This window comes from Streptomyces sp. NPDC023481, assembly GCF_055560195.1.
Genome location: NZ_JBVHJE010000016.1, coordinates 1 through 12950 on the forward strand (window position 1 = coordinate 1; position 12950 = coordinate 12950).

Sequence of the window (12950 nt, forward strand, 5' to 3'; positions counted from 1 at the left end):
AAGGCGGAGGAGGGAGTCGACGCGGAGCGTCGGCGACCGACGACAACGCCGCAGATGTGCGTGCCAGGCCCCGCGACGCCGGCAAGATCCGAAAGGGAGGGCCTAGCCGCCCGCGGAGTGACGGACGAGTCCTGCCGGGCCACGTGGCCCGGCAGGACTTCTTCGTGCCGGAGCGCGGTTCGAGCCGGTCAGCCGGCACGGGGGGCAAAAGGTGCACGCGGTGCGTGCGCGCTCCGTGACCCGAGTGCGCGGGTACGGCTCAGTGGCCGGCGTCCGCCAGCCCGCGCAGGACCTCCACCGCCCGCTCGGCCTGCTCGTACGGCACGAAGAGGTGGTCGTGGTGGTAGCCCGCGACGACGTTGCAGCTCAGGCCCGCGTCGGCGAGCGCCCGGGAGACCGCGGCGGTCAGCCCGACCGCGTCCAGCGCGGAGTGGACGCGCAGGGTGATCCACCCGGCCACATAGTCGTACGCCATCCCGGCCGCGTCCGCGTCCGCCTGGGACACCACGAGGGTCAGCCCCTCCTGCTCGGCGACCGTGACCACCGGCGAGACCCCGGAGGGCGCACCGCCCTCGGCCATGGTGAAGACATAACGGCCCGGGTTCAGCTCCGGCCGCATCTCCCTCAGCAGCGTGCGCAGATCGGTCTCACCGCTCATGATCCCCACCCTAAGGGCACGCGGACCGGCCGTGCCTCTCGGCCCACGGTCGTTCACGGAGCGCGCGGCACATGCTCGTGTGAGCCCTGTACGCGCCCCCGGTCCTGCGACAAGACTGCGCTGTCGGCGGGCGGCGGCCGCCACCGTCCGCCCGTCGTCCGAGCCGAGAAGAGGCAGGTGGCCCGCCGTGCTGTTGCGACTGCCCACAACCGTGACGGAAGCCCGGGAATGCCTGGCCGAGGGGGCCGTACCGATCGGTGGGGCGACGCTCGTGTGGGCGACCTGGCAGCGGGACGGGTTCCCCGAACTCGCCTTCTCCCTGCGCGAGTTGCCGGAGGCCAATGTCCTGGGCCCGGAGACCGTGGGCGGTGCCGTGCTGCTGCACCGGATCGACGCCACCGTCCCGGACGTGCTGCGGCTGGCCGCCGGCACCGTCGGCACGGGCGCGGTGCGGCGGACGGCGACCGTCGGCGGCAACATCGTCGGCAGCACGCTGCGCTGCCTGCTGCCCGCCGCACTCGTCCTCGACGCCCGGGCGACCGTCCTGGAACCCGACGGCGTCCGCGAGACGGACCTGGCCGAGGTGGTCGCCAAGCGCCCCGTCCTGCTCAGCCTGCGCTGGCGCCCGCCGACGGCGTCGGCGTACCGCAAACTGCCCGGCGAGGCCGGCGGAGCACCTCCCCTCGTCGTGGCCTCCGCCCTGCACGCCGGCCAGGGGACACCCGACCGCCTGCGCGTCGCCGTACGGGACGGCTACGACGTCCTCAGCGGCACCACCCGGTGCGCACCCGGCGCCGAGGCGACCCTCGACGCGCTGCGCGCCACGGCCCTCGGTGAACTGCCCGCCACCTCCTGGGAGTTCGTCCGGCCGCAGGTCATCGCCCTTCTGAAGAGCCGCGGCACGGGCTGACGCGGCAGCCGGTCCACCGGCCGTGTGCCGTGCCGCTGGAGAAAGTGGCCGCCCGGGGTGCCCTGCCCCAGCCCGCGCCGACACACCACCGCGTACCGGAGAGGCCCTCCGGTACGGCGTCCCTGGCGCGGACGGGCTGAGCGCTCGGCGGTGTTCTCCGGCCGTGGGAGCGTGCCATCGTGGCGGTATGGCGACGGGCCCGGAGGTGGCGGTACTGGTCGGGTTGCAGGCATCCGGGAAGACCTCCTTCTACGCACGGTGCCTGTCCGACCGGTACGCGCTGGTCAGCAAGGACCTGTTCCCACGCGGTGCCCGGAACAGGCAGTGCCGGCAGATGCGGCTGCTGGCGGAGCACCTGGCGGCGGGACGGTCCGTGGCCGTGGACAACACCAACCCGTCGCCGCGGGAGTGGGGACCGGTGGTGGAGGCGGCCCACGCCGGGGGCGCGACCGTGACGGCCTACTGGTTCCCGCCCGACGTGGCGGCTTCCCTGCGGCGCAACGCCGGGCGCGAGGGCCGCGACCGGGTCCCCGACGTCGGGGTCCTCGCCACCCTGAAGCGGCTGCGCAGACCGACGGCGGCGGACGGGTTCGACGCGGTGCACGAGGTGAGGTTCGACGGGCGGGGCGGGTTCGAGGTACGGCCCCGGGACACGGCGTCGGCGCCCGCCCCGGCCGTCCGGCTCCGGCACCCGCCCTGAGCCGCCCCTGACACCCGGCGCGGGACACATTCGGCTGCTTTCCGCCCCACCCGGGATCTCCCTGGTGAGAGCGGGCCGGCGCCGGAAACACAAGGTCGGCGGGTCCTACCGGTTCGACGGCCGGCGGGATACCCCTGGAAGGGCGGCCTCCGCCGAGGCCGCTTCCCCGTGGAAGGAGCCCGGCCGTGGACGGATGGTACGTGGACGACCGATGCACGAACTGCGATGTGGCCCGGCAGTTCGCGCCCGAGCTGATCGGCGAGGCCGACGGGAAGTCGCGCATCCTGCGCCCACCGGCCGACGAGGCGGAGAACCGGCGCCTGCACGCGGCCGTCTTCGCCTGCCCCACCCGCTCGATCCGGCCGGTGACCGGCCGGGCGGACCAGTCGCTCGACCCGTTCCCGCTGCGCCTTGACGACGGCGTGCTGATCTGCGGCCACAACTCGCCCCAGACCGCCGGCGCCAACTCGTACCTGCTCCTACGACCCTCCGGCACCAGCATGATGATCGACACGCCCCGCTGGAGCCGCGCCCTGGCCGAGCGTTACACGGCCTCCGGTCCCGTCACCGACGTGCTGCTCACCCACCGCGACCACGCCGCCCACGGCCGCCGCTACGCCGACCACTTCGGCGCCCGGCTGTGGATCCACGAGGACGACCTCGACGCCGCACCCGACGCCGACCAGGTGATCCGCGGGCTCGAACCCCTGGAGATCGCCGGGGGCGTCACCGTCCACCCCCTCCCCGGACACACCCGGGGCAGCGTCCTCTACCTCGCCGACGACCGGTACTGCTTCAGCGGCGACAGCTTCTACTGGTCGCGTACGACCGGTGACCTGGAAGTCGCCGAGAGCGTGACCTGGTACTCCATCGAGGAACTGGCCGCGTCCCTGGCCAGGACGGCCGGCCGGCTGCGGTTCGAGTGGGTCCTGCCGGGCCACGGAGACCGACACCGCCTGCCGGCCGACGAGATGTCCCGGCGGCTGCACGCCCTGACCGACCGCACCCGCCTGCTGCGCCCGCGCCCGGTCGACTTCACCGGCCTGCGCTGGTGAGTGCGCCCGGGTACGGCGGGAAGAGCGGCTCGGAGGCGGCCCCGGGGACGGTGTGATGTGTCCCACGGGCCCTTGGCGTGGCCGAAAACGATCCCTAGATTCGATCGTATGTCCACCCAAGACGCCGCACTTCCCCCCGAGCCGACCGACTTCGCCGTAGACCTCACCGGCCATGAGATGACCCGGCGGGCCCACGTCATGGCCGCGCTCGGCGCCGACTGGGACCCCGTGGAGGCGCTGCGTGGCGAGGAGGAGGCGTACGACCGGCTGTACTCGGGCCTCGACGAGGAGCAGCAGCGGCTGTACGACACCCTCGTCGAAGCCGGGGTCCTCCCGCGGCGCGGGGGCGGCCGTGCTGCCGCTTGATCCGCAGGCGGACATCGGGCGCCGCGCCTGGGTGACCTGCCCGAACTGCGAGGACCACCTCGCGTGCGCCGGCTGCCGGGAGGGGCGCAGGTGCCCGGACCACTGGCGCTACCTGCTCTCCAACACCGGCAGCCTCCTGCACCTGCAGTGCCCCTCGTGCACCCATGTCTGGGACCACGAGACGGGCTTCGGCGCCACCCGCACCCGCGGGCCACGCACGGCGGACGGTCACCGACCGGAGTGACATCCCGCATCCTCGCCGCCGGCCGGCCGTGGTACTGGGCCTGCTCCACGGGATCCGCGTGTCGCGCCGCATGAACCGGCTCTGGGCCGGGGCCGGGGACCTGACCCCGGCCGACCGGGCGACGGTGGTACGCGCCACCCGGCGCGGCGAACCCGCCGCCGATCCCGGCCTGGCCCCGGCGGTCGCCGCGTACGCGGACGCCCTGCGGCGGGCCGCCGAGGAGGACCGCCTGCGCCGCTGGATCATCGTCCTCGTCACGCTGCTCGCCCTCGCCCTCGCCGTGTACGACACCCTGACCGGAACCACCGGCGAAATGATCTCCTCCTGGCCGGCAACCGCCCTCTGCCTGGCCGACCTCCTGTGGTGGCCCCGAAGAAGAGCCCACCTGCTGGCCCGGGCCGCCCGGGCGACGGGACGCGGCTGAGACGACAGGTCACCGCACCGGGCGGATCACTCGCTCCCCGCCGTCAACTGCTCGATCACCCGGTCCAGATCGAGGTGCCGGTGCTCGGTACCCGGCGGCACCAGCGCGTCCGCGCGGCGCAGAAAGGCGGTGACCGTGGCGCCGGCGACCTCCAGGACCGCCGCCCCGGTGCGGGTCCTGAGCAGGATGCGGACCGCGTCGGAACGGGGCCGGAGCTTGGGGGACACCACGATGTCCCCCGCCCCGGCGGGCCCGCTCAGTCCCCGGGCGAGGAGCGACCGGGCGAAGACCCAGTCGACGGAGGGGGCGGCGGGTGCGCCGAGGGACAGACACACGGCGTAGGGGTCGGCCGCCGAGTACCGCAGCTCCGCGGGGAGCGGCACCGGCGGATCGCCGGCCACGGTGACGCGGACGCTCGTCCTGCATACGATCGGATCTTCGTCAGCGGCCTTGGCGGGTTCCTGTGCCATGCCGTTCCCCTGTCTGCGACGGTTCGGTTCGGTTGTGCGGTCCGTGTCAGGGCGGCCCGGGGCGCCGGCGGCCGTACGGCGGGCCCGGGGGAGCGGCTTGCCGGCGCGCGCACGGGTGGTCGCCCGAAGACGCGTCGGCATGGCGCCCCTACCCATCCGACCCCATGCTGGTTGAACATAGAACAAATAGCAGGTCGAGAGGTGGTCCACGATGAGCAATGTCGAGACGGAGCCCGCGGAAGTGCGCTGCGGCACCACGGTGGCGCGGGAGCCGGCGCCCGGCGCACCCCGCGTCGACGTGCTGTCCCCGCGCGACGTGCCCCTCGGCGGCCCCCGGGCGATGACCGTGCGGCGCACACTGCCGCAGCGCGCCCGCACCCTGATCGGTGCCTGGTGCTTCGCCGACCACTACGGCCCCGACGAGGTCGCCGCGACCGGCGGCATGGACGTCGCCCCGCACCCGCACACCGGCCTCCAGACCGTGAGCTGGCTCTTCAGCGGCGAGATCGAGCACCGCGACAGCCTCGGCAGCCACGCCCTCGTACGGCCCGGCGAGCTGAACCTGATGACCGGCGGCTACGGCATCAGCCACTCCGAGGTCTCCACCCCGCGGACCACCGTCCTGCACGGTGTCCAGCTGTGGGTGGCCCTTCCGGAGGAGCACCGGGCCGCGCCGCGCGACTTCCGCCACCACGTTCCCGAGCCGGTGCGGACCGGCGGCGCCGAGATCCGGGTCTTCCTCGGCTCGCTCGCCGGGGCCACCTCCCCGGTGCCGACCTTCACCCCCCTGCTCGGCGCCGAGATCGTGCTCGCACCGCACGCGGTCCTCACGCTCGCCGTGGACCCCGGCTTCGAGCACGGCCTGCTGGTCGACCAGGGTGCCGTCCGCCTCGCTGACGCCCCTCTGAAAGCCGCCGAGCTGGGCTACGTCCACCCTGGCCCCGGCACGCTGACCCTGACCAGCGAGTCGGACGACACCGCACGGGCGGTCCTCCTCGGCGGAACTCCCTTCGAGGAGGAGATCGTCATCTGGTGGAACTTCATCGGCCGCAGTCACGCGGACATCGTCAGGGCACGCGAGGACTGGCAGAACTCCTCCGATCGCTTCGGCGCCGTAGCGGGATATCCGGGGGACCGTCTCCCGGCCCCCGCCCTTCCGAACGCCACCATCAGGCCGCGCGGAAACCCGCCGCGCCACTGACGGCGAGGTCAGGCCGAACCGGTTGGCGAGCGTGGAAGCCGGGGGCGCCTCGCCCGCCGTGGCCGTCGCCCGCTCCGGGACCGCCGACGTAACCGTCGCCCGGTCCAAGGCCGCCGCCGACCTGATCCGCGAGGCGGTCCGCGCGACGGCCGACCCGCCGGCCCCAGCCGATTCTGCACAGGGGTTGTCCTGACAATCTCCCGCCCCTAGGGTCGTCCCGTACGGGAGCAAGCGCTTTCCATACTGTGTTGTCCACGGCGTGGTGTCCCCTGCGCGCTGCCCACGGCGTGCCGTGCACAGCATGCCGTGGGCAGCCGCTCCCGACCCGTCGATCTCCGAGGAGCGTCGCATGTCCCTGCCCGCACCCCGCCGGGTCGCCGTGATCGGCACCGGGGCCATCGTCACCGGCAGTCATCTGCCCGCGCTCAGAGCCCATGCCGAGCGGGTCGAACTGGTCGCCGCCGTCGACGTGGACGCGGGCCGGCTGGACGCCTTCCGGCGGCTCGCGGGCGCCCGGGTCGCCGGGTTCACCTCGACGGACGCCATGCTGGACGCCGTAGCCCCGGACCTGGTGCTGATCGGCACCCCGCCGGCGCTGCACCGGGAGCAGACCGTGGCCGCGCTCACGTCGGGCGCCTGGGTGCTGTGCGAGAAGCCGCTGTGCCTGTCACCGGCCGAACTCGACGACATCGCCGCCGCCGAGGAGGCCTCCGGCGCCTACGCCTCGGTGGTCTTCCAGCACCGCTACGGCTCCGGCGCCGTACACGCCCGCGACCTGATCGCGCGCGGCGAGCTGGGCGCACCGCTGGTGGCGCACTGCCAGACCACCTGGCACCGCGACAGCGCGTACTACTCCCTGCCGTGGCGCGGCCGGTGGGCCACGGAGGGCGGCGGTCCCACCATGGGGCACGGCATCCACCAGTACGACCTGCTGCTGCACCTGCTCGGCGAGTGGGAGGAGATACGCGCCATGGCGGCCCGGCTGGTCCACGACGTCGAGAGCGAGGACGTCTCCACGGCCCTGGTCCGCTTCCGCAGCGGCGCGCTCGCCACCGTCGTCAACAGCGTGCTCTCCCCGCACGAGGTCAGCCGCATCCGCGTCGACTGCGCCGACGCCACGGTGGAGTTGACCCACCTGTACGGACACGGCAACGACGACTGGGTCTACACTCCGGCCCCGCACGTCGGCCCCGAGCGCGCCGCCGCCTGGCGCACCCCCGACGAGGACGTCCGAAGCTCGCACACCGCGCAGCTCGGCGCCCTCCTCGACGCCTACGACCGTGGCGTACGGCCCCCCGGCAGCGGCCAGGACGCCCGCGCCGCCCTGGAGTTCGCCGCCGCCCTGTACAAGGCCGCGTTCACCGGACGGCCGGTGCGCGCCGGCGAGATCGGTCCCGGCGACCCCTACTACACGGCCATGCACGGCGCACACCCCGACTGGGCCCCGAAGGAGCGCGCATGAGCATCCGCGTCAGCCACGTCCACGGCGAGCACCTCGCCGTCGAGGCGCCGAACGGCACCGAGATCCTCCGCTACGTCTACCGCCCCGACCCGGACCCCTTCGAGTCCGGCAAGCCGTACGCCCACCCCGTGCGGACCCTGGCCGGCCGCACGGTGACCGGCTACCGGCCGAGCGACCACCGCTGGCACAAGGGCCTGCAGATGACGGCCAGTCACCTGTCGGGGCAGAACTTCTGGGGCGGCAACTGCTATGTGCACGGCCAGGGCTACCTGGCGCTGCCCGACCGCGTCGGCTCCATGCGCCACGACGGCTTCACCGCGCTCACCGTCGAAGACGAACGGCTGGCGTTCGAGGAGGAGTTGACCTGGGTCGAGAACAGCGGCCGGGAATGGGCCCGCGAGGTGCGCGGGATCCAGGTGCACTCCGTCGACGAGGAGGCCGGCTCCTGGGCGCTGGACTGGTCGATCCGGCTCACCAACACCCGCGCCGAACCACTGGTGTTCGGCTCCCCGACCACCGCGGGCCGCGAACTGGCCGGCTACACCGGACTGCAGTGGCGCGGGCCGCGCGACTTCACCGGCGGCCGGGTCCTCACCCCCGACGCCGAGAGCACCGGCACCGGCACACCGATGGGCAGTCAGGGGCCCTGGCTGGCCTTCACCTCCGAGCACGACGAGGCCGACGGGCACTCCACCCTCGTCTTCGCGCACGCGCCCGAGAACCTGGACGAGACACGCGCGATCCACGAGTCCCACTGGTTCGTGCGCTCGGAACCCATCTCCACCGTCGCCTTCTCCTGGGCCTTCTTCGAGGAGTTCACGCTGGAGCCGGGGGAGTCCTTCGGCTACCGCTACCGGGTGGTCGTCGCCGACGGCGACTGGGACCGCGACCGGATCGCCGGCCACCTGAAGGGCCTGCCGTGGTGACGGAACCGCAGGGCGCCCTGCCGCACCCGCTCCCCGGGGCCGTCGGCCTGTCCCACCTGAGCGCCTACGACTGGGAGGCCGCCGACGGCGTCTGCGGCGGAAGCCCGCACCTGCACCTGGTGTGCACGGAGGCGTACGTCGTCACGGGCGGCCGGGGCGCGGTACAGACGCTCGGCCCCGACGGCTACCGGGAGATCCCGTTGCGGCCCGGCTCGGTCGCCTGGTTCACCCCGGGCACCGTGCACCGCATGGTGCAGGGCGGCGACCTGCGCGTCACCGTGCTGATGCAGAACAGCGGCCTGCCCGAGGCCGGGGACGCCGTCTTCACCTTCCCGCCCGAGGTGCTCGCCGACCCGGAGCGGTACGCGGCGGCGGCCGCCCTCCCGCCGGGCACCGGCCCGGGCACCGAGGCGGCGGCCCGGCGCCGCAGGGACCTCGCCGTCGAGGGCTACCTCGTCCTGCGCGAGGCCCTCACCGCCGGCGACGACCGCCCCTACCGGGACTTCCAGCGCGCCGCCGCCCGCCTGGTCCGCGCGAAGGTGCCCACCTGGCGCGCGCTGTGGCGCGCGGGCGCCCTCGCCACCGCCGAACGCACCGGCGCCCAGCTCGACGCGCTGGCGGCGGGAGACCCCGCCTACCTCGGCCAGGCGGCCGCGTACGACACCGGGCCCACCCGGCACGGCGGCTTCGGGATGTGCGGGCGCCGCGACGAGTACGCCCTGCCCGGCACGACCCTGCCGTACCAGGCCGGCTGATCCGGCCCGCTCCGCCCCCCACGACAGTTCGAGGAGAGAAGAGGTGACCTCGGCATGCCCGGACCCGGCACGACGCGACTCCGCGCGACCGCCGCGGCACTCGCCCTGTGCGCGGTGCTGGCCGGCTGCGGCGGCTCCGGCGAGTCGGCAGGCGGCGACAAGGTGGTGCTGCGCTACACGTGGTGGGGCAACCCCGACCGCGCAGAACGCACCGAACGGGCCGTCGCCCTGTTCGTCGAGCGGCACCCGGGAGTACGGGTGCAGACGTCGTTCTCCGGCTACGACGCCTACAAGCAGAAGCTCGCCACCCAGGCCGCCGGCGGCGACGCACCCGACGTGATGCAGCTCGACTACCGGCAGATCGACCAGTACGCCGCCGGCGGTGTCCTGCTCGACCTGACCCGGCAGCGGGGCGTGCTGCGCACGGACCGCGTCGACCCGGGCCTGCTCGCCACCGGCCGGGTGCACGGCGGCCAGTACGCCGTACCCCAGGGCCGCGGCACCGAGACGGTCGCCTACGACGTCCGGGCCTGGAGGAACTCCGGGGTGCCGCTGCCCCGCCGCGGCTGGACGTGGGAGGAGTGGGCGGACACGATGCGCGCCCTGGCCCGGGCGACCGGCCGGCCCGGCGCCACCGACCCCGGGCAGAGCGAGGACGCCTTCGAGGTCTGGCTGCGCGGCCGGGGCAAGTCCCTGTACACCAGGGACGGACGGCTCGGCTTCACCGCCGCCGACCTCGCCCGCTGGTGGACCTTCACCGACCGGCTGCGCCGCGGGGGCACGGTCTCGCCCGCCGAGCAGACCACCCAGCTCGACGGCAGCGTGGAGAACACCCCGCTCGGCCGCGGCATGGCCACCGCCGACCTCAACTGGGACGCACCGGCCGGCGGTTACACCGCCCTCCTCGAGGACGGGGTGGCGCTCGCCCCGATGCCGGCCGGCCCGGACGGCACCCCCGGCCAGTACTTCAAACCGTCGATGTTCCTCGGTGTCGCGGCCCGCACCGGCCACCCCGGGCAAGCCGCCCAGCTGGTCGACTTCCTGCTCAACGACCCGGACGCGGCGAAGATCCTCGGCGCGACCCGCGGTATCCCCGTCAACGAGACCGTCCGCAAGCGGATCCGGCCCCGGCTGACCGGCTTCGACCGGACCATCGCCGCCTTCCAGGACTCCCTGGAGGGCACCCTGAAGGATCCCCCGCAGGCCCCGCCCGCCGGCGACAACGCCCTGCAGACCACGTTCCAGCGCGACTACGACCAGGTGTCGTACCAGCGCATGTCGCCCCGCGAGGCGGCCCGGAACTACGTCACCGAGGCGAAGGCGGAACTGAGGTCGTGAGCACACGCCAACGCCAGGGCGCCGCCTGGGTCTTCCTCACCCCGTGGGTACTCGGCGCGACCGTCCTGACCCTGCTGCCCATGGCCGTGTCGCTGTACCTGTCGTTCACCGACTACGACCTCTTCAACGCCCCGCACTGGGTCGGCACACGCAACTACGTGCAGATGTTCACCGAGGACCCGCGCTACTGGCGGTCGGTGCTGACGACCCTGACCTACGTCGTCATCGCCGTACCCCTCCAACTCGCCCTCGCGCTGGCCGTCGCCCTCGCCCTGAAGGGCATGCGCCGCGGCAAGGCCTTCTACCGGTCCGCGTTCTACGCCCCCTCCCTGCTCGGCGCCTCCATGTCGGTGGCGCTGGTGTGGCGGGCGGTCTTCAACGACGGCGGCACCGTCGACCGCCTGCTCGGCACCGGCGGCTGGGTCAACCGGCCCGGCTGGTCCCTGCTCGCCGTCGCCCTCCTGACGGTCTGGCAGTTCGGCGCCCCCATGGTCATCTTCCTCGCCGGGCTCCAGCAGATCCCGGCCGAACTGTACGAGGCCGCGGCCGTCGACGGGGCCGGCAGGTGGCGGCAGTTCCGGTCCGTCACCGTACCCATGCTCTCCCCGGTGCTCTTCTTCAACCTGGTCCTGCAGACCATCCAGGCCTTCCAGGTCTTCACCCCCGCCTTCGCCGTCAGCGCCGGCAAGGGCGGACCCGCCGACTCCACCCTCGTCTACACCCTCTACCTCTACGACCGCGGCTTCGTCGCCTCCCACATGGGCTACGCCTCTGCGATGGCCTGGGTACTGCTCCTCGCCATCGGCGTCGTCACCGCCGTGCTCTTCCGCACCTCGCGGTCCTGGGTCTTCTACACCTCCGAGGGGAACCGATGACCACCACCGCCCCCGTACGCACACCGGCCCGGCCGGGCCGGATCGCCCTGCACCTCGGCTGCCTGGCCGCGCTGCTGGTCATGCTGTACCCGCTGGCCTGGCTGCTGGCCACCTCGCTCAAACCCGCCGACGAGGTCATCGCCAGCCTGGACCTGCTGCCCCGCCACCTGGAGTGGTCGAACTACTCCACCGCCATGGACGGCGTGAACGGCGTCTCCGTCTGGCGGCTGCTGGGCAACTCGCTGCTGATCGCGGGCGGCGCCGTCCTCGGCAACGTGCTCAGCTGCTCCCTCGCCGCCTACGCCTTCGCCAGGCTGCGGTTCCGGATGCGCGGACCACTGTTCGCGTTCATGATCGCCACCATCATGCTGCCGCACCACGCCGTACTGATCCCGCAGTACATCATCTTCAACAGGCTCGGCCTGGTGAACACGTACTGGCCGCTGATCCTGCCGAAGTTCCTCGCCACCGAGGCGTTCTTCGTCTTCCTCATCGTGCAGTTCATGCGGGGCCTGCCGCGCGAGCTGGAGGAGGCCGCCCGGATCGACGGCTGTGGCCCGTTCCGCAGCTTCTGGAAGGTCGTCCTGCCGCTCACCCGCCCCGCCCTGATCACCACCGCGATCTTCACCTTCATCTGGACCTGGAACGACTTCTTCACCCAGCTCATCTACCTCTTCGACCCCGACAAGTTCACCCTCACCCTGGCCCTGAGGTCCTTCGTCGACGCCTCCAGCCAGTCGTCGTTCGGCCCGATGTTCGCCATGTCGGTGCTCGCCCTGCTGCCGATCGTGCTGTTCTTTTTCGCCTTCCAGCGCTTCCTCGTGGAGGGCATGGCCGGCTCCGGGCTCAAGGGATGAGCGGGACGCGCCCCCGGGAGGCGGGCGAGGTGTTCGGCCCCCGGATGACCCTGTTCGCCGACATGCTCGCCGTCGGCCTCGCCACCGCCGTGGCCTGTCTGCCGCTGCTGACCGCGCCGGCCGCGCTGTCCACGGCGTGCGCGGTGCTGCGCGGCGCGGGAGAGGACCGGCCCGCCACCGCCGGACGGTACGCGGCCCTGCTCCGCGGCCGGCTCCGGGCCGGCGACCTGGCGGCGGGCGCGGTGGCCCTGACCGGCGCGCTGCTGTGCGCGGCCGACCTGGCCGTCGCCTGGCGCGGCGGGCTGCCCGGCGGGCCGCTCGTCGCCCTCGCCGCCACGGCCGTCACCGCCGGTGCCGCACTGGTCGGCCTGCGGGCCTGCGCCCGCCCCGAGTCGCTCACCGACTGGCGGACCGCGCTGCGCACCGCCGCCCACGACGCGGCCCGGGACACCGGCGGCAGCGCCCTCGTCCTCCTCGCGCTGGCCACGGCCGCCGTGACCGCCTGGGCCCTGCCCCCGCTCGCGTTCCTGGCACCGGGCCCCCTGGCCCTCGCCCTCACCGCCGTCGACGTACGCCACGGGACCACCGGGCGCGGTGCCACCGGCAGTACAGCACCGGTCCCGGAGCACGCGCCCCCTCGGCGGTCATCCGCCTGACCCCACGACCGGACCGCACGCTCGCCGGGGCGCCATTTTCAACGGGCGCGAGA

16 protein-coding genes are annotated in these 12950 nt (G+C 73.7%); 14 read left to right on the top strand and 2 right to left on the bottom strand.

All coding sequences use genetic code 11. The features are described from left to right. Window positions 1-259: 259 nt before the first annotated feature. On the bottom strand, window positions 260-658 hold the full coding sequence (locus ACZ3ZD_RS27430) for an ACT domain-containing protein (protein ID WP_467402580.1): 399 nt from the start codon (window positions 656-658) through the stop codon (window positions 260-262). Between the two features lie 187 nt (window positions 659-845). Here ACZ3ZD_RS27430 and ACZ3ZD_RS27435 point away from each other — a divergent pair, with 187 nt between their 5' ends. The 6 genes from ACZ3ZD_RS27435 (at window position 846) to ACZ3ZD_RS27460 (ending at window position 4357) form a co-directional block, all read left to right on the top strand. Continuing rightward, on the top strand, window positions 846-1568 hold the full coding sequence (locus ACZ3ZD_RS27435) for an FAD binding domain-containing protein (protein ID WP_467402583.1): 723 nt from the start codon (window positions 846-848) through the stop codon (window positions 1566-1568). A 187-nt stretch (window positions 1569-1755) separates the two neighbouring features. After that, entirely contained in the window at window positions 1756-2268 is a 513-nt protein-coding gene (locus ACZ3ZD_RS27440) for an AAA family ATPase (RefSeq protein WP_467402585.1), read from the top strand. 185 nt (window positions 2269-2453) lie between these two features. Beyond that, window positions 2454-3323: a 4Fe-4S domain-containing protein gene (locus ACZ3ZD_RS27445; protein WP_467402589.1), complete on the top strand. Its 870-nt coding sequence runs from the start codon at window positions 2454-2456 to the stop codon at window positions 3321-3323. Between the two features lie 108 nt (window positions 3324-3431). Next, entirely contained in the window at window positions 3432-3689 is a 258-nt protein-coding gene (locus tag ACZ3ZD_RS27450; RefSeq protein ID WP_467402592.1) for a DUF6400 family protein, read from the top strand. Continuing rightward, window positions 3676-3933 carry a hypothetical protein gene (locus ACZ3ZD_RS27455; RefSeq protein ID WP_467402595.1) on the top strand — a complete coding sequence of 86 codons (258 nt, stop codon included), beginning with the start codon at window positions 3676-3678 and terminating at the stop codon, window positions 3931-3933. The genes ACZ3ZD_RS27450 and ACZ3ZD_RS27455 overlap by 14 nt, the downstream gene beginning before the upstream one ends. A gap of 58 nt (window positions 3934-3991) precedes the next feature. Beyond that, the gene (locus ACZ3ZD_RS27460) at window positions 3992-4357 is read left to right on the top strand and encodes a hypothetical protein (RefSeq protein WP_467402597.1); all 366 of its coding nucleotides are present in this window, start codon (window positions 3992-3994) and stop codon (window positions 4355-4357) included. Window positions 4358-4383: 26 nt separating this feature from the next. Here the strand turns inward: ACZ3ZD_RS27460 and ACZ3ZD_RS27465 are convergent, their stop codons facing one another. After that, window positions 4384-4827: an SsgA family sporulation/cell division regulator gene (locus ACZ3ZD_RS27465; RefSeq protein WP_467402599.1), complete on the bottom strand. Its 444-nt coding sequence runs from the start codon at window positions 4825-4827 to the stop codon at window positions 4384-4386. A 211-nt stretch (window positions 4828-5038) separates the two neighbouring features. Between ACZ3ZD_RS27465 and ACZ3ZD_RS27470 the strand changes: the two genes are divergently transcribed. The 8 genes from ACZ3ZD_RS27470 to ACZ3ZD_RS27505 all read left to right on the top strand — a co-directional run bounded on the left by ACZ3ZD_RS27470 (window position 5039) and on the right by ACZ3ZD_RS27505 (window position 12897). Next, window positions 5039-6028 carry a pirin family protein gene (locus ACZ3ZD_RS27470; RefSeq protein ID WP_467402603.1) on the top strand — a complete coding sequence of 330 codons (990 nt, stop codon included), beginning with the start codon at window positions 5039-5041 and terminating at the stop codon, window positions 6026-6028. A gap of 349 nt (window positions 6029-6377) precedes the next feature. Further along, entirely contained in the window at window positions 6378-7490 is a 1113-nt protein-coding gene (locus ACZ3ZD_RS27475; protein WP_467402607.1) for a Gfo/Idh/MocA family protein, read from the top strand. Beyond that, on the top strand, window positions 7487-8416 hold the full coding sequence (locus ACZ3ZD_RS27480) for a DUF6807 domain-containing protein (RefSeq protein WP_467402609.1): 930 nt from the start codon (window positions 7487-7489) through the stop codon (window positions 8414-8416). The genes ACZ3ZD_RS27475 and ACZ3ZD_RS27480 overlap by 4 nt, the downstream gene beginning before the upstream one ends. After that, the gene (locus ACZ3ZD_RS27485) at window positions 8410-9171 is read left to right on the top strand and encodes a cupin domain-containing protein (RefSeq protein ID WP_467402613.1); all 762 of its coding nucleotides are present in this window, start codon (window positions 8410-8412) and stop codon (window positions 9169-9171) included. Before ACZ3ZD_RS27480 ends, ACZ3ZD_RS27485 begins: the two co-directional genes overlap by 7 nt. A gap of 54 nt (window positions 9172-9225) precedes the next feature. Then, entirely contained in the window at window positions 9226-10509 is a 1284-nt protein-coding gene (locus ACZ3ZD_RS27490) for an ABC transporter substrate-binding protein (protein WP_467402616.1), read from the top strand. Then, entirely contained in the window at window positions 10506-11384 is an 879-nt protein-coding gene (locus ACZ3ZD_RS27495; RefSeq protein ID WP_467402619.1) for a carbohydrate ABC transporter permease, read from the top strand. Before ACZ3ZD_RS27490 ends, ACZ3ZD_RS27495 begins: the two co-directional genes overlap by 4 nt. Then, window positions 11381-12241 carry a carbohydrate ABC transporter permease gene (locus ACZ3ZD_RS27500; RefSeq protein WP_467402622.1) on the top strand — a complete coding sequence of 287 codons (861 nt, stop codon included), beginning with the start codon at window positions 11381-11383 and terminating at the stop codon, window positions 12239-12241. The genes ACZ3ZD_RS27495 and ACZ3ZD_RS27500 overlap by 4 nt, the downstream gene beginning before the upstream one ends. After that, the gene (locus tag ACZ3ZD_RS27505; RefSeq protein WP_467402624.1) at window positions 12238-12897 is read left to right on the top strand and encodes a hypothetical protein; all 660 of its coding nucleotides are present in this window, start codon (window positions 12238-12240) and stop codon (window positions 12895-12897) included. Before ACZ3ZD_RS27500 ends, ACZ3ZD_RS27505 begins: the two co-directional genes overlap by 4 nt. The last annotated feature ends 53 nt before the right edge of the window (window positions 12898-12950 follow it).